The 24,375-nt window shown below is 57.0% G+C and carries 23 protein-coding genes; 13 read left to right on the top strand and 10 right to left on the bottom strand.

Annotated features, from left to right (window positions below; translation table 11 throughout):
- The first annotated feature begins 120 nt into the window (after positions 1–120).
- On the top strand, positions 121–819 hold the full coding sequence (cpxR, locus tag HV242_RS23150) for an envelope stress response regulator transcription factor CpxR (protein ID WP_014172213.1): 699 nt from the start codon (positions 121–123) through the stop codon (positions 817–819).
- On the top strand, positions 816–2,189 hold the full coding sequence (cpxA, locus tag HV242_RS23155; protein ID WP_010436910.1) for an envelope stress sensor histidine kinase CpxA: 1,374 nt from the start codon (positions 816–818) through the stop codon (positions 2,187–2,189). The genes cpxR and cpxA overlap by 4 nt, the downstream gene beginning before the upstream one ends.
- A 54-nt stretch (positions 2,190–2,243) precedes the next feature.
- On the opposite strand, the gene yiiM is transcribed toward cpxA, so the two are convergent.
- Together yiiM and sodA are read right to left on the bottom strand one after the other, a co-directional pair.
- Positions 2,244–2,918 (bottom strand): 6-hydroxyaminopurine reductase, encoded by a 675-nt coding sequence (gene yiiM, locus HV242_RS23160; RefSeq protein ID WP_040018289.1) that lies wholly within the window; start codon positions 2,916–2,918, stop codon positions 2,244–2,246.
- Between the two features lie 70 nt (positions 2,919–2,988).
- Positions 2,989–3,609 carry a superoxide dismutase [Mn] gene (gene sodA / locus HV242_RS23165; protein WP_014833772.1) on the bottom strand — a complete coding sequence of 207 codons (621 nt, stop codon included), beginning with the start codon at positions 3,607–3,609 and terminating at the stop codon, positions 2,989–2,991.
- 289 nt (positions 3,610–3,898) lie between these two features.
- On the opposite strand from sodA, the gene rhaT reads away from it, so the two are divergent.
- Complete coding sequence (gene rhaT, locus HV242_RS23170; RefSeq protein WP_020883962.1) at positions 3,899–4,933, top strand: L-rhamnose/proton symporter RhaT; 1,035 nt, start codon at positions 3,899–3,901, stop codon at positions 4,931–4,933.
- Here rhaT and rhaR read toward each other — a convergent pair whose 3' ends face one another.
- Positions 4,934–5,782, bottom strand: a complete 849-nt coding sequence (gene rhaR / locus HV242_RS23175; protein ID WP_072126549.1) for an HTH-type transcriptional activator RhaR — start codon at positions 5,780–5,782, stop codon at positions 4,934–4,936.
- 73 nt (positions 5,783–5,855) lie between these two features.
- A complete protein-coding gene (rhaS, locus tag HV242_RS23180; protein ID WP_041162912.1) occupies positions 5,856–6,692 on the bottom strand; it encodes an HTH-type transcriptional activator RhaS in 837 nt (278 codons plus the stop codon).
- A 302-nt stretch (positions 6,693–6,994) separates the two neighbouring features.
- Here rhaS and rhaB point away from each other — a divergent pair, with 302 nt between their 5' ends.
- The 4 genes from rhaB (at position 6,995) to rhaM (ending at position 11,002) form a co-directional block, all read left to right on the top strand.
- Positions 6,995–8,464: a rhamnulokinase gene (rhaB, locus tag HV242_RS23185; protein ID WP_063858711.1), complete on the top strand. Its 1,470-nt coding sequence runs from the start codon at positions 6,995–6,997 to the stop codon at positions 8,462–8,464.
- Positions 8,461–9,720, top strand: coding sequence for an L-rhamnose isomerase (gene rhaA, locus HV242_RS23190; protein ID WP_181616875.1), 1,260 nt, complete (start codon positions 8,461–8,463; stop codon positions 9,718–9,720). Before rhaB ends, rhaA begins: the two co-directional genes overlap by 4 nt.
- A 109-nt stretch (positions 9,721–9,829) precedes the next feature.
- Positions 9,830–10,660: a rhamnulose-1-phosphate aldolase gene (gene rhaD / locus HV242_RS23195; RefSeq protein WP_014172220.1), complete on the top strand. Its 831-nt coding sequence runs from the start codon at positions 9,830–9,832 to the stop codon at positions 10,658–10,660.
- Positions 10,661–10,687: 27 nt separating this feature from the next.
- The gene (gene rhaM, locus HV242_RS23200; protein ID WP_032679248.1) at positions 10,688–11,002 is read left to right on the top strand and encodes an L-rhamnose mutarotase; all 315 of its coding nucleotides are present in this window, start codon (positions 10,688–10,690) and stop codon (positions 11,000–11,002) included.
- Positions 11,003–11,039: 37 nt separating this feature from the next.
- Here rhaM and HV242_RS23205 read toward each other — a convergent pair whose 3' ends face one another.
- The 4 genes from HV242_RS23205 to HV242_RS23220 form a co-directional block, all read right to left on the bottom strand.
- Positions 11,040–12,305 carry an MFS transporter gene (locus tag HV242_RS23205; protein WP_044857714.1) on the bottom strand — a complete coding sequence of 422 codons (1,266 nt, stop codon included), beginning with the start codon at positions 12,303–12,305 and terminating at the stop codon, positions 11,040–11,042.
- A 44-nt stretch (positions 12,306–12,349) separates the two neighbouring features.
- Positions 12,350–14,473: an alpha-galactosidase gene (locus HV242_RS23210; protein ID WP_063858709.1), complete on the bottom strand. Its 2,124-nt coding sequence runs from the start codon at positions 14,471–14,473 to the stop codon at positions 12,350–12,352.
- Positions 14,474–14,577: 104 nt separating this feature from the next.
- Positions 14,578–15,573 (bottom strand): LacI family DNA-binding transcriptional regulator, encoded by a 996-nt coding sequence (locus HV242_RS23215; RefSeq protein ID WP_063858708.1) that lies wholly within the window; start codon positions 15,571–15,573, stop codon positions 14,578–14,580.
- 17 nt (positions 15,574–15,590) lie between these two features.
- On the bottom strand, positions 15,591–16,139 hold the full coding sequence (locus HV242_RS23220; protein ID WP_014172225.1) for a helix-turn-helix domain-containing protein: 549 nt from the start codon (positions 16,137–16,139) through the stop codon (positions 15,591–15,593).
- 104 nt (positions 16,140–16,243) lie between these two features.
- On the opposite strand from HV242_RS23220, the gene HV242_RS23225 reads away from it, so the two are divergent.
- Positions 16,244–16,903, top strand: coding sequence for an AzlC family ABC transporter permease (locus HV242_RS23225; RefSeq protein WP_040018298.1), 660 nt, complete (start codon positions 16,244–16,246; stop codon positions 16,901–16,903).
- Complete coding sequence (locus tag HV242_RS23230; protein WP_040018299.1) at positions 16,903–17,226, top strand: AzlD domain-containing protein; 324 nt, start codon at positions 16,903–16,905, stop codon at positions 17,224–17,226. Before HV242_RS23225 ends, HV242_RS23230 begins: the two co-directional genes overlap by 1 nt.
- A 40-nt stretch (positions 17,227–17,266) precedes the next feature.
- Here HV242_RS23230 and HV242_RS23235 read toward each other — a convergent pair whose 3' ends face one another.
- Entirely contained in the window at positions 17,267–17,479 is a 213-nt protein-coding gene (locus tag HV242_RS23235; protein WP_008501827.1) for a YdgH/BhsA/McbA family protein, read from the bottom strand.
- 114 nt (positions 17,480–17,593) lie between these two features.
- The gene (gene fdhD, locus HV242_RS23240; RefSeq protein ID WP_020883973.1) at positions 17,594–18,430 is read right to left on the bottom strand and encodes a formate dehydrogenase accessory sulfurtransferase FdhD; all 837 of its coding nucleotides are present in this window, start codon (positions 18,428–18,430) and stop codon (positions 17,594–17,596) included.
- 383 nt (positions 18,431–18,813) lie between these two features.
- On the opposite strand from fdhD, the gene fdnG reads away from it, so the two are divergent.
- Genes fdnG through fdhE form a run of 4 tightly spaced genes read left to right on the top strand, consistent with a single transcriptional unit; the run spans position 18,814 to position 24,337 of the window.
- Positions 18,814–21,864, top strand: a complete 3,051-nt coding sequence (fdnG, locus tag HV242_RS23245; protein WP_088202997.1) for a formate dehydrogenase-N subunit alpha — start codon at positions 18,814–18,816, stop codon at positions 21,862–21,864.
- Between the two features lie 12 nt (positions 21,865–21,876).
- Positions 21,877–22,779, top strand: coding sequence for a formate dehydrogenase subunit beta (gene fdxH, locus HV242_RS23250; protein WP_014172231.1), 903 nt, complete (start codon positions 21,877–21,879; stop codon positions 22,777–22,779).
- Positions 22,776–23,411: a formate dehydrogenase cytochrome b556 subunit gene (fdoI, locus tag HV242_RS23255; protein ID WP_044867284.1), complete on the top strand. Its 636-nt coding sequence runs from the start codon at positions 22,776–22,778 to the stop codon at positions 23,409–23,411. The genes fdxH and fdoI overlap by 4 nt, the downstream gene beginning before the upstream one ends.
- Complete coding sequence (gene fdhE, locus HV242_RS23260) at positions 23,408–24,337, top strand: formate dehydrogenase accessory protein FdhE (protein ID WP_014172233.1); 930 nt, start codon at positions 23,408–23,410, stop codon at positions 24,335–24,337. The genes fdoI and fdhE overlap by 4 nt, the downstream gene beginning before the upstream one ends.
- Positions 24,338–24,375 lie beyond the last annotated feature (38 nt).

Below are 24,375 nucleotides of genomic sequence, written 5' to 3' on the forward strand. Positions count from 1 at the left end.
TTCAACGAGAGACAGTCTACGATTCAGGCTGCAAACATGCGTCAGGGGGTGTAAAACAACGTAAAGTCATGGATTAGATAGCCTTGATGTCGTAATTTCTGCCTCGGAGGTATTTAAACAATGAATAAAATCCTGTTAGTTGATGATGACCGAGAGCTCACATCCCTTTTAAAGGAGTTGCTCGACATGGAAGGTTTCAACGTTCTGGTTGCCCATGATGGCGAGCAGGCGCTGAGTCTCCTTGACGACAGCATCGATTTACTTTTGCTCGACGTTATGATGCCGAAGAAAAACGGCATTGATACGTTGAAAGAGCTTCGCCAGACACACCAGACGCCCGTAATTATGCTGACCGCTCGCGGCAGCGAACTTGACCGTGTACTTGGCCTTGAGCTGGGCGCGGATGACTATTTACCAAAGCCGTTTAACGACCGTGAACTGGTTGCCCGTATTCGCGCTATCCTGCGTCGCTCTCACTGGAGCGAACAGCAGCAGAACAGCGACAACAGTTCACCGACGCTGGAAGTCGACTCCCTGAGCCTGAATCCGGGCCGTCAGGAAGCGAGTTTTGACGGTGAAACGCTGGAACTGACTGGCACCGAGTTCACCCTGCTGTACCTGCTGGCCCAGCACCTCGGCCAGGTGGTATCGCGTGAACATTTGAGCCAGGAAGTGCTCGGCAAACGCCTCACCCCGTTTGATCGCGCCATCGATATGCATATCTCGAACCTGCGCCGCAAGCTGCCGGAACGCAAGGACGGGCACCCGTGGTTTAAAACCCTGCGTGGTCGCGGTTATCTGATGGTTTCCGCTTCATGATAGGAAGCTTAACAGCCCGCATCTTCGCCATTTTCTGGCTGACGCTGGCACTGGTTTTAATGCTCGTTTTGATGTTGCCAAAACTCGACTCACGCCAGATGACGGAGCTTCTCGACAGCGAGCAACGTCAGGGCGTGATGATCGAGCAGCACGTGGAAGCCGAGCTGGCAAACGACCCGCCGAACGATTTAATGTGGTGGCGCAGGCTGTTTCGCGCTATCGACAAATGGGCACCGCCAGGCCAGCGCCTGTTGCTGGTGACCAGCGAAGGGCGCGTGATTGGCGCCGATCGCAATGAAATGCAGATCATCCGTAACTTCATTGGTCAGGCGGATAACGCCGACCATCCTCAGAAGAAAAAATACGGTCGGGTTGAGATGGTGGGCCCCTTCTCCGTCAGAGATGGCGAGGATAATTACCAGCTTTACCTGATCCGCCCGGCGAGCAACTCCCAGTCCGATTTCATCAACCTGCTGTTTGACCGTCCGCTGCTGCTGCTGATTGTCACCATGCTGGTTAGCTCACCGCTGCTGCTGTGGCTGGCGTGGAGTCTGGCGAAACCGGCGCGTAAGCTGAAAAACGCGGCGGACGAAGTGGCGCAGGGTAACCTGCGACAACACCCTGAACTGGAAGCCGGTCCACAGGAGTTCCTTGCCGCCGGGACCAGTTTTAACCAGATGGTGAGCGCCCTCGACCGCATGATGACGGCACAGCAACGCCTGCTGTCGGATATCTCGCACGAGCTGCGCACGCCGCTCACGCGCTTACAGCTCGGTACCGCGCTGCTGCGTCGCCGCAGCGGTGAGAGCAAAGAGCTGGAACGTATTGAAACGGAAGCGCATCGTCTGGACAGCATGATTAACGACCTGCTGGTCATGTCGCGCAATCAGCAGAAAAACGCGCTGGTGAGCGAAACGGTGAAAGCCAACCACCTGTGGCATGAAGTGCTGGATAACGCGGCGTTCGAAGCGGAGCAGATGGGAAAATCTTTTACCGTCAACTTCCCGCCGGGGCCATGGCCGCTGTACGGTAACCCCAACACGCTGGAAAGTGCGCTGGAGAACATCGTGCGTAACGCCCTGCGCTATTCGCACACGAAGATTGAAGTAGCCTTCTCGGTGGATAAAGACGGGATCACCATCATCGTTGATGACGATGGTCCTGGGGTAAGCCCGGAAGACCGCGAACAGATTTTCCGTCCGTTCTACCGTACCGACGAGGCGCGTGACCGTGAATCTGGCGGCACGGGGCTGGGTCTGGCGATTGTGGAAACCGCCATGCAGCAGCATCGAGGCTGGGTGAAGGCCGACGACAGCCCGCTGGGTGGGTTGCGGTTAACGCTGTGGCTGCCGTTGTATAAACGTTCGTAGCCGTTTAGCCGGGCGGCGGTATCGCTGACCCGGCTTGCCTCTCCTGCGGGGAAACTATTTCCCCCACAATCTCCGCGAATTATCTTCGATCTTGCTACTTAAACGGCGTTTCTGCATCGTTCGGGTCCAGCTCGTGGACAGCCCCGCAGCGGACAAAAGCCGATGGTACTGGTCGTCATCAAACGGCATATGCCAGGCAATCGCGCAGGCGTCATATACCGAGACATCACTCAGGCGCGATGCCAGCACCAGCGGCGCATCTGCCGATACCTGTCCTGCCAGCACCACCCGATATAACCAGCCCGTTTTACCCGCGCCCTGCAGTCGGGCAGACATGTCGCTGATGCCGAAATGATAGTTTAGTTTGAAGCACGGCGAGCGCGGCTGCGTCACCTGAATCAGGGCATCGCCCCAGCGGTAGATATCGCCGATAAAGACGTTTTTCTCGGTCAGCCCTTCCGTTGAGAGATTCTCACCAAACGCGGGCGCGACAAACATATCCGCCTGTTCGGGAAACTCGGTTATCCAGTGCTGATAGTGTTCCCGCGGATAGTGGCACAGCGCGCGGTCAGGCCCGCCATGGATTTTCTTTTCGGCCTGCTCATCGCCCGCCAGCCCGAGGTCGGTTAACGTCAACTCGCCGTCGACCTGAATTTTGGCGATGGCGCTCGGGCGGCTGCCGTCGTACTCCCTTACCTTGCCTGTAAAGACATTCACCGGAAAATGCATCGCTGCTCCTTTCTGCAGATACAAAAAAAGCGAGTCATCAGACTCGCTTCTCACAGGCGTCAATGCAACCTTATTTTTTCGCGGCGAAACGCGCTGCTGCTTCGTCCCAGTTCACCACGTCCCAGAAGGCTTTGATGTAGTCCGGGCGACGGTTCTGGAATTTCAGGTAGTAAGCGTGTTCCCACACGTCCAGACCCAGGATAGGGAAACCGGATGCGCCAGAGATTGCTTCACCCATCAGCGGGGAGTCCTGGTTAGCCGTTGAAACAACCGCCAGTTTGTCACCTTTCAGAACCAGCCACGCCCAGCCAGAGCCGAAACGGGTCGCAGCGGCTTTTTCGAATTCCGCTTTGAAGTTGTCTACAGAACCGAAATCGCGCTCGATAGCCGCTTTCAGGTCGCCCTGCAGGGTGGTACCGGTTTTCAGGCCTTTCCAGAACAGGCTGTGGTTAGCGTGACCACCTGCGTTGTTACGCAGAACGGTTTTCTTGTCAGCTGGCAGCTGGTCCAGTTTGGTGATCAGCTCTTCAACAGGCAGGCTAGCGAACTCTGGCAGGCTTTCCAGCGCGGCGTTCGCGTTGTTCACATAGGTCTGGTGGTGTTTAGTGTGATGGATTTCCATCGTCTGCTTGTCGAAATGCGGTTCCAGTGCGTCGTAGGCATACGGCAGGGATGGCAGTGTATAACTCATAATCCTCTCCATTATTGTCGGGCGGCACAGCTGTTAATGCCGCGTAAGCAGTTGGTTCATTATAGTTAATTAAATGATATTGAAAATGATTATCAATGCCGTAGTTTTTATAAGGTTATTCGGTTTTCGGTTATTGCTGAAATTGTGAGTCTGCTCACCCGGTTAACGCGTTGATTGCCATTCAAAACCAAAGTGCGGCAACCTTCCGAAGGTTACCCGACTGCTTAATTTTTACACTCATCGAGTCGGTGGGAAGCCACCGGCATATAAAAACGATGAGGATGTAAACATGAATCATGCGATTACGATGGGTATTTTCTGGCATCTGATAGGCGCGGCCAGTGCAGCCTGTTTCTATGCCCCGTTTAAACAGGTCAAACAGTGGTCATGGGAAACCATGTGGTCCGTCGGCGGTGTGGTCTCGTGGATAATTCTTCCCTGGACCATCAGCGCCATGCTGCTCCCGGATTTCTGGGGCTACTTCTCCTCCTTTAACGCCTCCACCCTGCTGCCGGTCTTTCTCTTTGGCGCCATGTGGGGCGTCGGTAACATTAACTATGGCCTCACCATGCGCTACCTCGGCATGTCGATGGGCATTGGCATCGCGATTGGTATTACGCTGATTGTCGGCACTCTGATGACGCCGATCCTCAACGGTAACGTCGACGTGCTGATCAACACCAAAGGCGGCCAGATGACGCTGCTGGGCGTGCTGGTGGCCGTCATTGGCGTGGGCATTGTCACCCGCGCAGGGCAGCTGAAAGAGCGCAAAATGGGCATCAGAGCCGAAGAGTTCAACCTGAAGAAAGGCCTGCTGCTGGCGGTGATGTGCGGGATCTTCTCCGCAGGCATGTCATTCGCGATGAACGCCGCCAAACCGATGCATGAAGCCGCTGCCGCACTGGGCGTCGACCCGCTGTACGTGGCACTGCCAAGCTATGTGGTGATCATGGGTGGCGGAGCGGTGGTTAACCTCGGTTTCTGTTTTTTCCGTCTGGCAAACGTGAAGACCTTGTCACTGAAAGCCGACTTCTCGCTGGCTAAACAGATGATTATCGGGAACGTGCTGCTCTCGGCGCTCGGCGGGCTGATGTGGTATCTCCAGTTCTTCTTCTACGCGTGGGGTCACGCCAGTATTCCGGCGCAGTATGACTATATGAGCTGGATGCTGCACATGAGCTTCTACGTGCTGTGCGGTGGGCTGGTGGGTCTGCTTCTGAAAGAGTGGAACAACGCCGGGCGTCGCCCGGTGGGCGTGCTGAGTCTGGGGTGCGTGGTGATCATTATTGCGGCCAACATTGTGGGCCTCGGCATGGCGAACTGATTACGCCGCGTTACGACTGCGATGACGCCACTGAACCGGCGTCATCCCCACCTCGCGGTTAAAGACCACCGAAAAATAGTTACTGTCCTCAAAGCCGCAGCGCATCGCCACATCGCTGACCATCAGTTCCGTATGCTGAAGCAGGTACTGGGCATGGCAGATGCGCAGCTGGCGCAGATAATGGTTCACCGTCATCCCGGTCTGGGTACGGAATTGCTGGCGCAACGCGCGCTCGCTGCACTGCGCCTGCTCGCAGAATTTCTCCAGCACAAAGCTTTTGTTAAGGCTGCCCGCCAGGGTGGTAATGAGCTTATCGAGCAGGGCTTCCTGCACGGTAGCCGACGGGTTATCAATGGCGTAGCGATGGCGCGTCAACGTCATGACCAGCTGGGCGAAAAGCAGTTCTGCCATCTGGTGAGCCTCAGGATCGCTTTTCTGGCTCTCCTGCTCCAGCTGAGAAATCACCTGTCGCACCTGCGTCATGCCGTTACTGCTCAGTCGCCAGTGCGCCGCGCACTTCGTATCATTAAACCCCGGAATGTAAGCCGCCCAGTCGACGTTGAGTTTCAGCCTGTCGGGGCAGTAAATCACGTTCTGCAGGACCAGGTCGTTGACCGAAGCGTAGGCGTGCTTGTCTTCAGCACGGATGTAAAACAGATCCCCACGCGTAATGCGGTAGGGCCGGTCGTTGAGGATATGCAAGCCATTGCCCCGCCACACCAGCACCAGCTCGCAGAACTCATGAGTGTGCTCGGCAAAGACGTTTTGCGGATAGCGATCCGCCACCGCGACGGCCTGGCCGGCGGAGGCAAAAAAATCCACTTTGCGAAGCATTAACTGAGCAACCACGACACCACCTCGACAGCAAATAACCTGACATTATTAGCGTTTTTGCCCATGGGAAACGGTGACAACCCTCGCGTTACTGCAGTGACGCGTCCTTTCCCTGGCGAATATCGCGCGGTGACCAGCTAAATTCCCGGCGAAACAGGGTCGAAAAGTGGTTACTGTCGCCGAAACCGCAACGATAGGCGATATCCGTGACGCTCTCATCGGTATGACGCAGCAAATGGCGGGCTTTAATCAGGCGCAGACGGTTCAGATAGCGCTGCGGCGTCAGCCCGGTTTGCTGTTTCAGCTGACGATGCAAGGTCCGGAGCGACAGCGAAAAATCATCCGCCAGCGTTTCCCAGCAGACATCCTCGGCGAAATGGTCTTCCAGCCAGGCCATCAGTTGAGTCAAACGCGCATCGTTATTCTCCAGCCCGGCCACCATGCTACTGCGCCGCAGCAGCACCAGCAGCTGCATAAACAACAGCTCACGCGTGGCGATGACGTGAGTCTCCTGTCCCTCGTCGCGCTGTTCCATCTGGCTCACCAGCTGACGCACCTGCTGCAGCGTGGACTGATTCACCCGCCAGTGCGAAGGATAGATGCCGTCCTTCTCCTGCGGCAGGAGATGGTTCAGCCCGGACAGGAACTGGAATGCATCGGGCGAACGGTAGAGCACGTTAGTCAGGCACAGGTTGTCGGTATGTTCATATAAGTGCCGGTCATGATCGCGCACAAAGCAGACCGTCCCACCACTGATGGTATACGGCTGGCCGTTAAACACATGGATCCCCGTTCCGTGTTCAACAATCACAATTTCGTGAAAATCATGATGATGCTCAGGAAACGCCACCTGAGGGAGTCGCGGTTCAATCGCGACAGACGACCCACCCGAAGGAAAAAAATCCACGCTGTGCAGTACGGTCATAACGGCCCCCACCAATGAGAAATGTTCTCAAAATAGTAATTAAGGCCCCGCCCCCTCACCTTAAATTTTCGACCGTAAACCTCGCAAAAACTGTCCGTTTTTCAAGAAACAGGCTGAAAGATCAGGAAATGCGGTAAGCGTCACACTGCCTGCAAACCCCGCCACGCCTGGAAACTGTGAACTCCCTCACGTTCACCTTTGCTTTCTTGCCAGCCCCGGAAAACCGCTGTCACTGGCGAGAAGGTGGTGATGGGTTCCTTTTTTTACACTCACCGCTAATGACTTTAAGAAAGGACACAACCATGACTTTTCGCCATTGCGTGGCTGTCGATCTCGGTGCATCCAGCGGCCGTGTAATGCTGGCCACTTATGACGGCAAGCGGCAGACGCTTTCGCTTCGCGAGATGCACCGCTTTGTTAACTGCCTGCAAAAGCAGGACGGCTGTGAGGTATGGGATATCGACAGCCTTGAGGCAGCGATCCGCACCGGACTGCAGAAGGTCTGCGATGCGGGGATCCGTATCGACAGTATCGGCATCGATACCTGGGGCGTCGATTACGTACTGCTGGACAGCAACGGTGAACGCGTTGGTTTGCCGATAGCCTATCGCGACAGCCGCACCGACGGCCTGATGGCGCGTGCGATTGCCGGGCTTGGCAAAGAGAATATTTATGGCCGCAGCGGTATTCATTTCCTGCCATTCAATACGCTCTATCAACTGCGCGCGCTGGTCGAACAGCAGCCGGCGCTGGTTCCCCGCGTGGCGCATGCACTGCTGATCCCGGACTACTTCAGCTACCGCCTGACTGGCAACATGAACTGGGAATACACCAACGCCACCACCACGCAACTGGTGAACATCAACTCCGATAACTGGGATGAACACCTGCTGGCCTGGACCGGGGCTTCCCCCTCCTGGTTCGGTACGCCGACGCATCCTGGCAATGTGATCGGGCAATGGATGTGCCCGCAGGGTAATGCGATCCCGGTGGTGGCGGTTGCGAGTCACGATACCGCCAGCGCCGTCATTGCGTCTCCGCTTGCCGGTAACGACGCCGCCTACCTCTCTTCCGGGACCTGGTCGCTGATGGGCTTTGAGAGCAAAACTCCCTACACCAGCGATGCCGCGCTGGCCGCGAACATCACCAACGAAGGCGGTGCCGAGGGGCGCTACCGCGTGCTGAAGAACATCATGGGTCTGTGGCTGCTCCAGCGCGTGCTTAAAGAGCAGAACATTACCGACCTGCCCGCGCTTATTGCCGACACCGAAAGACTGAAAGCCTGCAGTTTCCTGATCAATCCTAATGATGACCGCTTTATCAACCCGGCGGACATGAGCGCCGAAATCCAGGCCGCCTGCGTCGACGCCGGGCAGCCCGTGCCATCGAAACCGGCAGAACTGGCACGCTGTATTTTCGACAGCCTCGCCCTGCTGTATGCCGAGATCCTGAGCGAGCTGGCCGACCTTCGTGGCCGGCCGTTCACTCAGCTGCATATTGTCGGCGGCGGCTGCCAGAACCAGCTTCTGAACCAGCTCTGCGCCGATGCCTGCGGGATCACCGTGGTGGCGGGCCCGATTGAAGCGTCGACGCTCGGCAATATTGGCATTCAGCTCATGACCCTGGACGAACTCACCAGCGTGGACGATTTCCGCACGGTGGTCTCGGCGAACGCCACGCTGACCACGTTCATCCCCAATCCCTGCCATGAAATTGCCCGCTATCGGGCGCAGTTTCAGCAAAACCGACTGACTAAGGAGCTTTGCGCATGACCACTCAACTTGAACAAGCCTGGGACCTGGCTAAACAGCGTTACGCCGCCGTCGGCGTGGATGTCGATGAGGCGCTGCGCCAGCTCGATCGTCTGCCGGTCTCCATGCACTGCTGGCAGGGCGACGACGTTGCCGGTTTTGAAAACCCGGGCGGCTCGCTGACGGGGGGCATTCAGGCCACCGGCAACTATCCGGGCAAAGCGCGTAACGCCACCGAGCTGCGCGCCGACCTGGAGCTGGCGCTGAGCCTGATCCCGGGGCCTAAGCGGCTGAACCTGCATGCTATCTATCTGGAATCTGACACGTCGGTCGCGCGTAACGAGATCAAACCTGCGCATTTTAAAAACTGGGTAGCGTGGGCGAAAGCCAACCAGCTGGGCCTGGATTTCAACCCATCCTGCTTCTCGCACCCGCTGAGCGCCGACGGTTTTACCCTTGCCCACGCGAACGACGATATCCGCCAGTTCTGGATTGACCACGTAAAAGCCAGCCGCCGCGTCTCCGCGTACTTTGGCGAGCAGCTCGGCACGCCGTCGGTGATGAACATCTGGATCCCGGACGGCATGAAAGACATCACCGTTGACCGTCTGGCCCCGCGTCAACGCCTGCTGGCGGCGCTGGATGAAGCCATCAGCGAAAAACTGAACCCGGCGCACCACATCGACGCCGTAGAGAGCAAGCTGTTCGGTATTGGTGCGGAAAGCTACACCGTGGGCTCGAACGAGTTTTACATGGGTTACGCCACCAGCCGCCAGACCGCGCTGTGCCTGGATGCCGGCCACTTCCACCCGACGGAGGTGATCTCCGACAAAATCTCCGCCGCCATGCTCTACGTACCCCGCCTGCTGCTGCACGTGAGCCGTCCCGTACGCTGGGACAGCGACCACGTGGTGCTGCTGGATGACGAAACCCAGGCCATCGCCAGCGAAATCATTCGCCACGATCTGTTTGACCGCGTGCACATTGGCCTCGACTTCTTTGATGCCTCCATCAACCGCATCGCGGCCTGGGTGATTGGCACCCGCAACATGAAAAAAGCCCTGCTGCGTGCGCTGCTGGAGCCCACCAGCGCCCTGAAACAGCTGGAAGAGAACGGCGATTACACCGCGCGCCTGGTGCTGCTGGAAGAGCAGAAAACCCTGCCATGGCAGGCGGTGTGGGAGATGTACTGCCAGCGTAACGACACCCCAGCGGGCAGTCAGTGGCTGGATAACGTGCGGATATATGAGAAAGACGTGCTGAGTCAGCGCGGATAAATATGCCCTCACCCTCTTCCTGTGGAAGAGACCACTTTTACCCCCTCTCCCTGTGGGAGAGGGCCGGGGTGAGGGAAACGCTCACCACGATCACGGGAAATGAAACACTATGCAGACCATCACTAACGCCTGGTTCGTCCAGGGCATGATTAAAGCCACCTCCGATGCCTGGCTGAAAGGCTGGGACGAGCGCAACGGCGGTAACCTGACGCTGCGCCTGGATGATGCCGACATTGAACCGTTCGCCGCCGAGTTCCATCAGAAGCCGCGCTATATCGCTCTGAGCCAGCCAATGCCGCAGCTCGCCAGTACGCCGTTTATCGTCACCGGTTCCGGCAAATTCTTCCGTAACGTGCAGCTCGACCCGCAGGCCAACCTCGGGGTGGTGAGAGTGGACAGCGACGGCGCAGGCTATCACATCCTCTGGGGGCTGACGGACGATGCAGTGCCCACGTCTGAACTCCCGGCGCACTTCCTCTCTCACTGTGAGCGTATCAAGGCAACCCACGGCAAAGACCGGGTGATCATGCACTGTCACGCCACTAACCTGATCGCCCTGACCTACGTGCTGGAAAACAGTAGCGATTACCTCACGCGGAAGCTGTGGGAAGGCAGCACCGAATGTCTGGTGGTCTTCCCTGACGGGGTCGGCATTCTGCCGTGGATGGTGCCGGGTACCGACGAAATCGGCCAGGCCACCGCCATCGAAATGCAGTCACACTCCCTGGTGCTGTGGCCGTTCCACGGGGTATTCGGCAGCGGGCCGACGCTCGACGAAACGTTTGGTCTGATTGATACCGCCGAGAAGTCCGCCGAGGTGCTGGTGAAGGTTCTGTCGATGGGCGGCATGAAGCAGACCATCACCCGGGAAGAGCTGATTGCACTCGGTAAACGCTTTGGCGTCACGCCGATGCAGTCGGCACTGGATTTGTACCCATAGCGGCCCGCGAAAGCGGCTGGAGGCATGATGATCCGCAAAGCATTTGTGATGCAGGTGAACCCTGACGCGCACGACGAGTACGCGCGTCGCCATAATCCCATCTGGCCAGAGCTGGAGGCGGTATTAAAAGACCATGGTGCGCACCACTACGCTATCTATCTCGATGAGGCGCGTAACCTGCTGTTTGCGAGCGTTGAGATTGAATCGGAAGCGCGCTGGAACGCGGTGGCAAAGACCGACGTTTGTCAGCGCTGGTGGAAATACATGGGTGAGGTAATGCCCTCGAACCCCGACAACAGCCCGGTGAGTGCCGAACTGAAAGCGGTGTTTTACCTGCCCTAAAGCGTTAACGCTGCCGCATCCGCGGCAGCGTCCTGCGTTAGTTTGCCTCCACCGCAGCGCGGCGCGCCGCAATCTCCTGCTTACTGCTCAGCGTAAAGGCCGAGACCACCGTAATCGCCAGTACAAAACAGCCCAGCATCAGGTAGGTCTCCTGGAAACCGATCCGGTCATACATATTCCCGGCAAAAGCAGAGAGGAAAATTGCCGCCGACTGTTTGGCAAACTGGAAGCCAATCAGATAGATAGTGGCCGACAGACGGGTATCGAACACGCCGGTGATGTATTTGAACGCCCCCACCAGCAGGAACGGAACCTCCAGCGCGTGCAGCATCTTCAGGGCAATAACCTCCACCGCTGTGGTGGCGAACGACGAGCCGATAATGCGCGTCGCCATAATCAGCCCGGCAATCAGCAGCGTATTCTTCGCGCCGATACGGTTGATGATCCACGGCGAGCAGAACATGATGATCGCGTTGCAAATTTCCCCCGCCGTGGTGGCAAAACCAAAGGCTCGCGTTCCCTCCTGCGGCGTTGCGAAGAAGGTTTTAAAGAAGGTGGCAAACTGCTGGTCAAAAACGTCATACACGCAGGCCACACCGATGACGTACAGAATGAACATCCACATTCTGCGCTGACGGAACAGGTTAAAGACCGTCCTGGCGGTGATCTGCGGCTGGTTGGCCCCCAGCGCATTCATCACCTGCGCAGTCTGGTTTGGCTTCGGTTTCGCAACCACCAGCAACAGCATCAGCAGCAGCGCAGCCGCTGATCCCATCCAGAAGACATACGACGGGTCGATGCCAAACAGAATACCGCCCGTTGAAGCGCACAGCCCCCAGCCGAGACAGCCGAACATGCGCGCCTTGCCGTATTCAAACACGCTGTTACGGCTCACGCGTTCGATGTAGGCCTCAATCGCGCCTGAACCTGCGGAGAAGACAAAACCGATATACAGACCGCCGCTCAATGCCCCCAGCCAGATACTGGTTTTCAGCAGTGGCGCAAAGACATACAGGAAGAACGGCGCGAACAGAAACAGCAGCACCGTGATAATCCACAGCAGGTGTTTTTTCAGCCCCAGCTTATCCGAAATGACCCCAAGCACGGGCTGAAAGGCGATGGCCGAAAGCGAGATACAGGAGAACACGATCCCGGTATGGGTTTTGTTCAGGCCGATGACATCCGACAGCCAGATCGGCAGAAACGGAAAGCAGGTGGCCATAATGAAGAAGTAGAGAAAGAAGAACAGCCCGAAGATCCAGAAGTTAGGGTTGTCTTTGTGGGTACAGGTTGTTGTGTTCATTATTTTTATCCTCAACGGAGGGCCAGTCTCCCGGCCCATCACCCTTACACGCGTTCAACGCCAATCAGAATGGCGGTTTCCGGGTCCAGAATCGGCAGTGCGATCCCCGCCTGCATCAGCCACTCACCGCTGGCCGTCTGGGACGTTTCCATCCACGCCGGTAGCTTGCGCATGGTGTGCCCGCCCTCACCGGTGAGTCGAATGTTGGGGTGGTCGAGCAGCGTGATGCGGTACTGCGCCTGCGCGTCGAGCCCCGGCATGCGCAGCGGCATCATGAGCGTGTAATCCGGCATGGCCAGTTGGCTGACCATAAACAACCCCTGCGTTTTGTCTTCACTCACTATACCCTGCGCCAGCGTGCTGGCATCCGGCATATCCACGCGCCACTGGGTACCGTGATGGATGACTTCCCGCCACTGCTTGTGCAGCGCGGTGTAATGGCGATAGCCTTCACGCTCCTGAGCATCGACGGTGAGCGGATCAAGCTCCAGTCCCATGTGGCCAAACAGTGCCGTCAGGCCGCGGAAAGCAATGCTGTGCTGGCGGAAGGTGGCGTGACATTTATGATGACCGATATGCGCGCCCATCACTTCCGGCGGGAAGAAGTAGCTCATGCCACGCTGGATGGTATTGCGCTCCAGCGCGTCGTTGTTGTCAGAGGCCCAGAAGCGGTGACTGCGGGTCAGGACTTCATAGTCGATTCGCCCGCCGCCCGAGGAGCAGGACTCAAATTCAATGTGCGGGAAACGCTCGCCCAGCACGTCTAACAGACGATAAAACTGCCGCGTCTGCGCATCCGCGGCGGCTTTGCCGTGGTGCCCGGGCTGTACCAGTTCGCGGTTCATATCCCACTTAACGTAGTCGATGGCATGTTCGCCCAGCAGCCAGCTCATGCGCTCGACCAGATAATCAAAAGCCTGCGGAATATTCAGGTTGAGCACCAGTTGATGACGGCTCGTTGCCTGGGTGTAGCCCGGCAGCGCCAGCACCCAGTCGGGATGGGCACGATACAGATCCGAGTCCGGGTTAATCATCTCCGGCTCAATCCAGATACCAAATTCCATGCCGCGCTTTTTCACATGGTTAATCACCGGCGTCAGCCCGTCCGGGTATTTTTTCTCGTCCAGGTACCAGTCACCCAGCGCCGCGTGGTCATCGTTACGGCCTTTGAACCAGCCGTCGTCGATGATAAAACGCTCTACGCCCAGCGCCGCAGCCTCATCGGCCATGCGCATGATGTACGCCGGGTCATGGCTGAAGTAGATCCCCTCCCAGGTATTGAGATGTACCGGGCGCGGTTTGTTTTCAGGGAAGCGGATAACGTTCTCGCGCAGATACCGGTGGAACGACTGGCTCATGCCGTTCAGACCCCGTGCGGAGTAGCTCGCATACAGGCGTGGTGTCCAGAGCGTTTCCCCCTCTTCAATCGCCATTTCTCCCGGCAGGTAGAGGGCTTCGGCCTGCAGATAGCGGCGTCCGTCGGTTTTGACTTCCGCACGCAGGCGGTGGTTGCCGCTCCAGCCCAGATGCACGCCCCAGACGTCGCCGTGCATTTCGTTAAATGAGGACGTACCGGCGATCAACGCCGGGAAGTGTTCGTGAGAGGTCCTGCCGCGGCGGTTTTCAATCACAACGCTGTCATGTTCAAGCTTCACGCGATGCGGCTGGAACTCACGGATCCAGCGTCCGTGGAACGCCATCACGTCCTGCGCGCGTTCAGCGACCGGTAGCGTCACGGCGAAACGATCAATCTGCCACGCCTGCGCCCGCAGGTTAGTTAAACCGTGACGCACCACCAGTACCCCGCTTGCATCCAGTTCCAGCTCGCTGGTCAGACGCAACCCGGCATGTTCATCTTCCGCCGTTAACGTCAGGGTTTGTCCCTGGTGCTGCACATGGGTGGTTTTAAAGACAGGCGACCCGTCCAGCCCCTGGCGGTGCCCTTCAATACCGGGCGAACCAAACAGACCGTGTCCCAGCTCCGCCATCAGCGTCACCGGGGCGTCAACGTCGAGCCTGCCGTTCGCCACCGGACGAGCAAGACTTACCACATCTTGCGGTGAAAAGTGGTGAAGGTGCGGCCCCCAGTAGAGAATTTCGGCGAACGGGTGCGTGGTTATCACCAGGTCAACCGCCTTACTTTCGAGTCGAAAAATGGAATCGTGCATCAGACCTCTCCTGTCATCGGGATGATCTGAGTGTTGATCCGAAACGTTTCGGATACAAACCAAAACGTTTCGGATCTGTGATCGGCTTTGGAATTTTGCTGTGTTTAGGCCGTCTGGCCCGGGAAGAACTCTGGCTGCCAGAGCACCTGTAGCTGAGCGATATCGTCGCCGTTAATCAACTGACGCACCATGTCAGCGATCTGTTTCCCGACGCCCTGGCGGGTGGACTGAATAACCGCCGCCACATCAACATCGACAATGCTGTCCTGCGGTAAGCCGTCGTAAACCACCAGCGAAACGGCGCTTTCACCGCAGAGAAGACCCCGCTGCGCCAGCGCCATGGCCGCGCCGTCGCCGTGAGTGTTGCAGTCGGTAATGATGGCCGTGGGGGGCTGCGGCAGGGAGAGAAGTTCATTCGTCGTGGCGTAACCCACGCGGCGCGAAGGCGGCATGGCGCGCAGCCATTCGCTGGATAACCCGGCTTCGCGTAGCGCATCCAGAAAACCCTGGCGGCGCTGGGTGATGAAGGCCTGATTGTTGCTTTCACCCAGCAAGGCGATGCGGCGATGCCCCTTTTCAATCAGCCAGCGGGTGGCATTGTACGTGCCGGCATAGTTGTCGAAATCAAACCACGCATAGGGCTGCGGCAGCTGGCTGCGCCCGAGCGCGAGAAAGGGAAAACCGGCGGCCTGAAGCTGTTCCAGCCGCGGGTCATGATCCAGCGTGTGCGCCACAATCAGCGCATCCACGCGACGACTTTGCACCATACGCATATAGCTGTGCTTATCCGCCAGATCGTCATCGGCAATCAGCAGGAGATCGATTTCATGTCGCGCCAGTTCGTGGCTAATTTCGCCGACCATGTCCATAAAGACGCTGTTATTGAGCGGAACAGGATGCACCGGAAAAACCAGACCCACGGCGTCGATTTTGCCCATCTTCAGGCGACGCGCGAAGGTGTTTGGCCGGTAGCCACGGCGCTGCGCCTCCGCTTCGACGCGGGCGCGCGTCTCGCGGGAGACATCGTCATATCCGTTAAGGGCGCGGCTGACTGTGGTAACAGACAGCCCCAGTTCTTTGGCAATGGCTTTAAGCGACATGATTTTCCGTATCTGCGTTAATTTTGTTCAGCCACCAGAAGCGCGTGCGTATCCGGCTCCAGGGCCTTAAAGATATGCGGCTGGTCAGCGGGATAGCAAATGTAATCCCCCGGGCCAAGCTCTTCCGCCGCGTCGATCAGACCAACCAGCGCTCTACCCTGCGTCACAATAATATGCTCCACTGAGCCTGCCGGATGTGGCTGAGAAATGCGGTCGGCACCCGGCTGGGTGAGTAACAGGTAGATATCACGACGCGCGCCCGGCGGGCACGCCGCCAGCAAAATGGCTTCATAATTGGCCTGTCCGGCAACCACCTTCGTTCCTTCTCCACGGCGGATCACCTGAGTGGTCGGCTGCTGCGGTTCGAGCAAACGGGCAAAAGGAATGTCCAGCGCCACACAGAGTGACCAGAGCGTCTCCAGGCTGGGATTCCCGTTGCCGGACTCCAGCTGCGACAGCGTGGATTTAGCGATCCCGGCACGGCGCGCGATTTCCGCCAGTGAAAGTCCGGTTCGCAGGCGTTCTCGCACCAGACTTTTAGCGATCACGCTGATTGGCTGCGTCATAAAAACGGCCCCTTTGTTCTATAAATCGAACGAATCGTTCGTCTTGAAAAACGATTCTGATGCGTTCATTATAATGGAAATACGTTCGATATGGCTAAAATTGTATGAAGCATCATCTCTCAATCCTGAAAGGCGACACGATAAAAGCAATCATCCTGGTGTGTCTCGCGGTAGGCGTCGTCGGGATGTCCTATGGTTCGCTGGCAATGGCCTACGGTTTCCCGGTCTGGGTCCCGTTTTTACTCTCCATTACCGTGCTGGCGGGTGCCTCTGAATTTATGTTTATCGGCATTGTGGCAAGCGGCGGTAACCCTCTGGCAGCGGCGGCTGCCGGATTACTGGTTAATGCACGTCATGTACCGTTTGGGGTGACGGTGCGTGAACTGGTGGGTAAACGTGGCCTGAGTTTTCTGGGTTGCCACATTATGAACGACGAAAGCGTGGTGTTCGGGTTGTCGCAAAAAACGCCCGAACAGCGTAAGGCGGCATACTGGTTATGCGGTTTAGGCGTGGCGATCGTCTGGCCGCTGGGTACATTGCTGGGCACCATGGTTGGTAAACTGTTGCCGGACCTTGAAACCATCGGGCTGGATGCGGTATTCCCGGCGATTTTACTGGCGTTAGTGGTGCCGGCTTTTAAAAATCGCACTACCCTGATCCGCGCCTGCAGCGGTGCTGCATTGTCACTGGCCGCCGTGCCGTTTGCCCCGGTGGGTTTACCGGTTCTGCTCTCTTTACTGGGTCTTGCTGCGAGGAAAAAATAATGGGGAATATGACGGTCTTTATTCTCGGTATCGCCGTGCTTTCCGTGGGAACCTATTTAATGCGTCTCGGCGGGGCAAAACTCGGCAACCGACTGGCGCTGTCAGACCGCTCTCAGGCTCTGCTTTCAGATGCGGCAACGGTTTTGCTGTTTTCCGTCGCGCTGGCGACCACCTTCTATGAAGGTGAGCATTTTGCCGGTATGGCGCGCGTACTGGGCGTGGCGTTTGCAGTGTTTCTGGCATGGCGAAAAATGCCGTTAATTGTGGTGATCGTGGCGGCAGCGGTCGTGACTGCAATGCTGCGCCTGGCGGGTATCCAATAAAAAAAGCGCCCCTGGGGCGCTCTTTCGACGGTGTGGCAGCTTATTTGTTCAGTTCAGCGGTCATGTGTACGCGGTTACCCGTAAACGCCTGCGTAATTTTGTAAGATGACGCGCCCGCTTCCTGAGCCTGTGCAGCAATTTTCGCTTCTGCGCCATCAATGGTAGAGGCGGTTGCGGTCACAGTCTGTGCAGCGAAAGAACCGAAAGACGTAGCCAGAGCGATTACTGCGACAAAAGTTTTGATGCTTTTCATGATATAAACCCTTTCAATTAGTTGTTTGTTTAAGGCACCGTGCCTTGATGAGATAAATAGTAGACCTCATCATGAACAACTGAAAGCGGAAGGATTTGCTATTCTTTTTCAAATTTACTGATTAACTATTAAACGCTGCGGATGGGTATAAATCGTCGCCCTTCCCGGCTTACAGAACCCCACCAGCGTCAGATTACAGCGCTCCGCCACTTCCACCGCCAGCGTGGTCGCGGCCGATACGGCAAAAAGGATTTCAACGCCGCACATCGCCGACTTTTGCACCATCTCGTAGCTGGCGCGGCTGGAGACCAGTGCCGCCCCCTGCTGCCAGAGGTCGCTTTCGCGCGCCCGGCGGCCCATCAGTTTATCCAGCGCCACATGGCGGCCGACATCCTCATGCCCCCCGGCAATATCGCCCGATGGCAGAACCCATGCCGCCGCATGCGTGCATCCGCTCAGCTGGCCGACAGGTTGCACGTCATTCAGATGTTCAAGGGCATGGTCGAGATGGGCCAGATTGAAAGTCTGGGTAAACGGCAGAGGTGCGACAGGCTTACCGATATCATTGAGCTGCTCTACCCCGCAAACCCCACATCCGGTACGCCCGGCCAGCGCGCGTCGCCGCTCTTTGAGCCCCATAAAGCGGCGGCTTGAGAGTTCGATTTGCACTTCAAGGCCGTTGCAGGCCTTCACCACATCCATGCCGTAAATTTCTTGCGGGTGCTCAATGATGCCTTCCGAGAGGGAAAAACCAATCGCAAACAGCTCCAGATCTTTGGGCGAGGCCATCATCACCACATGGGAAATACCGTTGTAAACCAGAGCAACGGGCACTTCCTCCGCCAGAAAATCAGGCGTGGTGTGGGTAATGTGGGGCGGTCTGTGTACCGACAGTTCCACGATACCGGCAGGCAGTGGCGACGAGTGGGTAACACGGTTTTGTTTAGACACAGCGGTATTCCTGAACAACCACGGAGGTGAGCCTGCTATTGCATCACAAACCGCAGGCCATACGCATAGTATGGATCAACTTTTCAGCACCCATCCTCATCAAGTTTACCTACTCATTTGGGAGAGGCGCAACCGAGGCGGTGATACAGCCCTTTAACATGCCGGGGCAATAATGTGACTCGTGTCACACTTTATAATCAACACAGTGATAATACGTTCACTTTGTATTAACGCCATTGGAACAGGCGTACCGACATTGTGGTATTCTGATGATATCCCTCGTAGAACTGAGGGATTAACGCAAATTTTTCTCCTTTGCGGTCACTGTTCAACCGCGAAGTCAAAACTACATATGTAAGCAATGTCGAAACAAGGAGTGACCCATGCAGGTCAGCAGAAGGCAGTTCTTTAAGATCTGCGCTGGCGGTATGGCAGGCACCACGGCGGCGGCACTGGGTTTTGCACCCGGTGTAGCGCTGGCGGAGACGCGGCAATATAAACTGCTGCGCACCCGTGAAACCCGTAATACCTGTACGTACTGCTCTGTCGGTTGCGGGCTGTTGATGTATAGCCTCGGCGACGGTGCTAAAAACGCCAAAGCGTCTATCTTCCATATCGAAGGTGACCCGGACCATCCGGTCAACCGCGGCGCGCTGTGCCCGAAAGGTGCCGGCCTGGTTGACTTTATCCACTCCGAAAGCCGCCTGAAATTCCCTGAATATCGTGCGCCAGGTTCCGATAAATGGCAGCAAATCAGCTGGGAAGACGCATTTGACCGCATCGCTAAACTGATTAAAGAAGACCGCGATGCCAACTTTATTGCGAAGAACGCTGAAGGCGTCACCGTCAACCGCTGGCTCTCCACCGGGATGCTGTGTGCGTCTGCTTCCAGTAACGAAACCGGCTATTTAACCCAGAAATTTACGCGTGCACTCGGTATGCTCGCGGTCGACAACCAGGCGCGTGTCTGACACGGACCAACGGTAGCAAGTCTTGCTCCAACATTTGGTCGCGGTGCGATGACCAACCACTGGGTCGACATCAAGAACGCCAACCTTATTGTGGTGATGGGCGGTAACGCCGCTGAAGCGCACCCTGTCGGGTTCCGCTGGGCGATGGAAGCCAAAATCCACAACGGTGCGAAACTGATTGTGATCGATCCCCGCTTTACGCGTACTGCGTCAGTGGCGGATTTCTACACCCCTATTCGTTCAGGTACTGACATCACTTTCCTGTCAGGCGTATTGCTGTACCTGATGACCAACGAAAAATATAACCGCGAATACACCGAAGCCTATACCAACGCCAGCCTGATCGTGCGTGAGGATTACCACTTCGAAGATGGACTGTTCAGCGGTTATGACGCCGAAAAACGCAAATACGACAAGACCAGCTGGAACTATGAGCTGGACGAGAAAGGCTTTGCGAAGCGTGATACGACGCTGCAGCATCCGCGCTGCGTGTGGAACCTGCTGAAAGAGCACGTTTCCCGCTACACGCCGGACGTTGTCGAAAACATCTGTGGTACGCCGAAGGAAGACTTCCTGAAGGTGTGCGAGCTTATCGCCGAAACCAGCGCGAAAGACAAAACGGCGTCGTTCCTCTACGCACTCGGCTGGACCCAACACTCTGTCGGCGCGCAGAACATCCGTACCATGGCGATGGTTCAGCTGCTGCTCGGCAACATGGGGATGGCAGGCGGCGGCGTGAACGCCCTGCGTGGTCACTCCAACATTCAGGGTCTGACCGACCTTGGTCTGCTGTCTCAAAGCCTGCCAGGTTACATGAACCTGCCAAGCGAAAAACAGACCGACCTGCAAACCTACCTCACAGCCAGTACGCCTAAACCGCTGCTCGAAGGTCAGGTGAACTACTGGGGCAACTATCCGAAGTTCTTCGTCTCGATGATGAAAGCCTTCTTCGGTGACAAAGCGACAGCGGAAAACAGCTGGGGCTTTGACTGGCTGCCGAAGTGGGACAAAGGTTACGACGTTCTGCAGTACTTCGAGATGATGCATCAGGGCAAGGTGAATGGCTATCTGTGCCAGGGCTTTAACCCGGTCGCCTCATTCCCGAACAAGAACAAGGTGGTTGAATCGCTGTCGAAACTGAAGTTCCTGGTGACGATTGACCCACTCAACACCGAGACGTCGACCTTCTGGCAGAACCACGGTGAGTCGAATGACGTTGACCCATCGAAGATTCAGACTGAAGTGTTCCGTCTGCCTTCTACCTGCTTCGCGGAAGAGAACGGTTCCATCGTGAACTCCGGCCGCTGGCTGCAGTGGCACTGGAAAGGTGCGGACGCCCCGGGCATCGCCATGAACGACGGCGAGATCCTGGCCGGTATCTTCTTACGCCTGCGTAAGATGTATGCGGCAGAAGGCGGTGCGAACCCGGAACCGGTGCTGAACATGACCTGGAACTACTCGACGCCGGAAAACCCAGCGCCGGAAGAAGTGGCGATGGAGAGCAACGGTAAAGCGCTGGCAGATGTTATCGACCCGGCTACCGGGACGGTGCTGGCAAAGAAAGGCGATCAGCTCAGTACCTTCGCGCACCTGCGTGATGACGGCACGACCGCCAGTGGCTGCTGGATCTTTGCCGGTAGCTGGACGCCGAAAGGTAACCAGATGGCCAACCGCGATAATGCTGACCCGTCAGGCCTCGGCAATACGCTGGGCTGGGCCTGGGCATGGCCGCTGAACCGCCGCATTCTCTACAACCGTGCTTCCGCTGACCCGCAGGGTAATCCGTGGGATCCGAAGCGTCAGTTGCTGAAATGGGACGGCGCGAAATGGGGCGGTGTGGATATTCCGGACTACAGTACTGCCCCTCCAGGCAGCGATGTCGGGCCGTTTATCATGCAGCCTGAAGGGATGGGACGCCTGTTTGCTATCGATAAGATGGCGGAAGGGCCATTCCCGGAACACTACGAGCCGTTTGAGACGCCGCTGGGCACCAACCCGCTGCACCCGAACGTGGTCTCTAACCCGGCAGCCCGCATCTTTAAGGGCGATTTCGACGCGCTGGGTAAAAAAGACAAGTTCCCGTATGTGGGCACCACTTACCGTCTGACCGAACACTTCCACTACTGGACCAAGCACGCGCTGCTTAACGCTATCGCGCAGCCGGAACAGTTTGTGGAGATCGGCGAGAAGCTGGCGAACAAGCTCGGCATTGCCCATGGCGATACCGTGAAGGTCTCTTCTAACCGTGGCTACATCAAGGCCAAGGCGGTGGTGACCAAGCGTATTCGCACGCTGAACGTTCACGGTCAGCAGGTGGATACCATCGGTATTCCGATTCACTGGGGTTATGAGGGCGTGGCGAAGAAAGGGTTCATTGCGAACACCCTGACGCCGTTCGTCGGTGATGCGAACACGCAGACGCCGGAGTTTAAGGCCTTCCTCGTGAACGTGGAAAAGGTGTAACGGAGACGACTTATGGCTTATCAATCTCAAGACATTATCCGTCGTTCCGCGACTAACGGTTTCACGCCCGCGCCTCAGGCGCGGGACCACCAGCAGGAAGTGGCGAAGCTTATCGACGTGACCACCTGTATCGGCTGTAAAGCCTGCCAGGTGGCCTGTTCTGAGTGGAACGACCTCCGTGATGAAGTGGGTCACAACGTCGGGGTGTACGACAACCCGGCTGACCTGACCGCCAAGTCCTGGACGGTGATGCGTTTCTCGGAAGTGGAACAGAACGACAAACTGGAATGGCTTATCCGCAAAGACGGCTGTATGCACTGTGCGGATCCGGGCTGCCTGAAGGCATGTCCGTCAGAAGGGGCTATCATTCAGTATGCTAACGGTATCGTCGACTTCCAGTCCGAGCAGTGCATTGGCTGCGGCTACTGCATAGCGGGCTGCCCATTCGATGTCCCTCGCATGAACCCGGAAGACAACCGCGTCTACAAATGCACGCTGTGCGTAGACCGCGTAAACGTCGGCCAGGAGCCTGCGTGCGTGAAAACCTGTCCGACGGGCGCTATCCACTTTGGTTCCAAAGAGGATATGAAAACGCTGGCGGCTGAACGCGTGGGCGAACTAAAAACCCGTGGCTACGACAACGCAGGCCTGTACGATCCGGCCGGCGTGGGCGGCACGCACGTGATGTATGTGCTGCACCACGCAGACAAGCCGAATCTGTATCACGGCCTGCCGGAGAACCCGGAAATCAGCGCGACCGTGAAGTTCTGGAAAGGCATCTGGAAACCGCTGGCAGCGGTGGGTTTTGCTGCCACCTTCGCAGCGAGCATCTTCCACTATGTCGGTGTTGGTCCGAACCGCGCGGAAGAGGAAGACGACAACCTGCATGAAGAGAAAGACGAGGTGCGCAAATGAAAAAACGTGACACCATCGTGCGCTATACCGCGCCGGAACGCATCAACCACTGGGTCACCGCCTTCTGCTTCATGCTGGCGGCAATAAGCGGGCTGGGGTTCTTCTTCCCCTCCTTCAACTGGCTGATGCAGATCATGGGGACACCACAGCTGGCGCGTATACTGCACCCGTTTGTTGGCGTCATCATGTTCGCGTCGTTCATCATCATGTTTTTCCGATACTGGCACCATAACCTAATCAATCGGGATGATATCTTTTGGGCGAAGAATATTCGTAAGATCGTCGTCAACGAGGAAGTGGGTGATACCGGGCGTTATAACTTCGGCCAGAAGTGCGTATTCTGGGCGGCGATTATCTTCCTGGTCCTGTTGCTGGTGAGCGGCGTGATCATCTGGCGTCCGTATTTTGCGCCTGCTTTCTCAATCCCGGTGATCCGATTCGCGCTGATGCTGCATTCATTTGCCGCAGTGGCGTTAATTGTGGTTATCATGGTGCATATTTACGCCGCCCTTTGGGTGAAAGGCACCATTACCGCGATGGTGGAAGGCTGGGTAACCAGTACGTGGGCGAAGAAACATCACCCGCACTGGTACCGAGAGGTCCGCCAGAAACAGGAAAAGTCATCTGAATGAGTATTCGCATAATCCCGCAAGATGAGCTGGGTTCGAGCGAGAAACGCACGGCGGATTATATTCCGCCGTTGTTATTCCCCAGACTCAAGAACCTCTATAACCGCCGCGCAGAGCGTCTGCGCGAGCTGGCAGAGAACAACCCACTGGGCGATTTTCTGCGTTTTGCCGCGCTGGTTGCCCATGCGCAGGAAGTGGTGCTGTACGACCACCCGCTGCAAATTGACCTGACCGCGCGCATCAAAGAGGCCAGCGAGCAGGGTAAGCCTCCGCTGGATATCCACGTTCTGCCGCGCGATAAGCACTGGCATACGCTGCTGCACTCCCTGATTGCCGAGCTGAAACCCGAGATGAGCGGTACCGCGCTGGCGGTCATTGAGAATCTGGAAAAAGCCTCCGATCAGGAGCTGGAAGAGATGGCGAGCGCGCTGTTTGCGTCCGATTTCTCCCTGGTCAGCAGCGACAAAGCGCCGTTCATCTGGGCAGCGTTGTCGCTTTACTGGGCGCAAATGGCCAGCCTGATCCCGGGTAAAGCCCGTGCCGAATACGGTGAAGCGCGTCAATTCTGCCCGGTATGCGGCTCAATGCCGGTGTCCAGCATGGTGCAGATCGGTACCACTCAGGGGCTGCGTTATCTGCACTGCAACCTGTGTGAAACCGAGTGGCACGTGGTGCGCATTAAATGCAGCAACTGCGAGCAGACGCGCGATCTCAACTACTGGTCGCTGGAAAATGAAGACGCGGCGGTCAAAGCTGAAAGCTGCGGCGACTGCGGTACCTACCTGAAGATCCTTTATCAGGAAAAAGACCCGAAAGTCGAAGCCGTCGCCGACGATCTCGCCTCGCTGATTCTGGACGCCAAAATGGAGCAAGAGGGCTTTGCCCGCAGCTCTATTAACCCGTTCCTGTTCCCGGGTGAAGGGGAGTAATCCCCACTCACAGTGCCGGGCAACGTTGGTTTGCCCGG

This window comes from Enterobacter sp. RHBSTW-00593, from assembly GCF_013784105.1.
GTDB classification, from domain to species: Bacteria; Pseudomonadota; Gammaproteobacteria; order Enterobacterales; family Enterobacteriaceae; genus Enterobacter; species Enterobacter ludwigii.

Bases quoted from the DNA above. Each gene is read 5' to 3' on its own strand.
- cpxR (WP_014172213.1), top strand. From the start codon at position 121: ATGAATAAAATCCTGTTAGTTGATGATGACCGAGAGCTCACATCCCTT.
- cpxA (WP_010436910.1), top strand. From the start codon at position 816: ATGATAGGAAGCTTAACAGCCCGCATCTTCGCCATTTTCTGGCTGACG.
- yiiM (WP_040018289.1), bottom strand. From the start codon at position 2,918: ATGCATTTTCCGGTGAATGTCTTTACAGGCAAGGTAAGGGAGTACGAC.
- sodA (WP_014833772.1), bottom strand. From the start codon at position 3,609: ATGAGTTATACACTGCCATCCCTGCCGTATGCCTACGACGCACTGGAA.
- rhaT (WP_020883962.1), top strand. From the start codon at position 3,899: ATGAATCATGCGATTACGATGGGTATTTTCTGGCATCTGATAGGCGCG.
- rhaS (WP_041162912.1), bottom strand. From the start codon at position 6,692: ATGACCGTACTGCACAGCGTGGATTTTTTTCCTTCGGGTGGGTCGTCT.
- rhaB (WP_063858711.1), top strand. From the start codon at position 6,995: ATGACTTTTCGCCATTGCGTGGCTGTCGATCTCGGTGCATCCAGCGGC.
- rhaA (WP_181616875.1), top strand. From the start codon at position 8,461: ATGACCACTCAACTTGAACAAGCCTGGGACCTGGCTAAACAGCGTTAC.
- rhaD (WP_014172220.1), top strand. From the start codon at position 9,830: ATGCAGACCATCACTAACGCCTGGTTCGTCCAGGGCATGATTAAAGCC.
- rhaM (WP_032679248.1), top strand. From the start codon at position 10,688: ATGATCCGCAAAGCATTTGTGATGCAGGTGAACCCTGACGCGCACGAC.
- HV242_RS23205 (WP_044857714.1), bottom strand. From the start codon at position 12,305: ATGAACACAACAACCTGTACCCACAAAGACAACCCTAACTTCTGGATC.
- HV242_RS23210 (WP_063858709.1), bottom strand. From the start codon at position 14,473: ATGCACGATTCCATTTTTCGACTCGAAAGTAAGGCGGTTGACCTGGTG.
- HV242_RS23215 (WP_063858708.1), bottom strand. From the start codon at position 15,573: ATGTCGCTTAAAGCCATTGCCAAAGAACTGGGGCTGTCTGTTACCACA.
- HV242_RS23220 (WP_014172225.1), bottom strand. From the start codon at position 16,139: ATGACGCAGCCAATCAGCGTGATCGCTAAAAGTCTGGTGCGAGAACGC.
- HV242_RS23225 (WP_040018298.1), top strand. From the start codon at position 16,244: ATGAAGCATCATCTCTCAATCCTGAAAGGCGACACGATAAAAGCAATC.
- HV242_RS23230 (WP_040018299.1), top strand. From the start codon at position 16,903: ATGGGGAATATGACGGTCTTTATTCTCGGTATCGCCGTGCTTTCCGTG.
- HV242_RS23235 (WP_008501827.1), bottom strand. From the start codon at position 17,479: ATGAAAAGCATCAAAACTTTTGTCGCAGTAATCGCTCTGGCTACGTCT.
- fdxH (WP_014172231.1), top strand. From the start codon at position 21,877: ATGGCTTATCAATCTCAAGACATTATCCGTCGTTCCGCGACTAACGGT.
- fdoI (WP_044867284.1), top strand. From the start codon at position 22,776: ATGAAAAAACGTGACACCATCGTGCGCTATACCGCGCCGGAACGCATC.
- fdhE (WP_014172233.1), top strand. From the start codon at position 23,408: ATGAGTATTCGCATAATCCCGCAAGATGAGCTGGGTTCGAGCGAGAAA.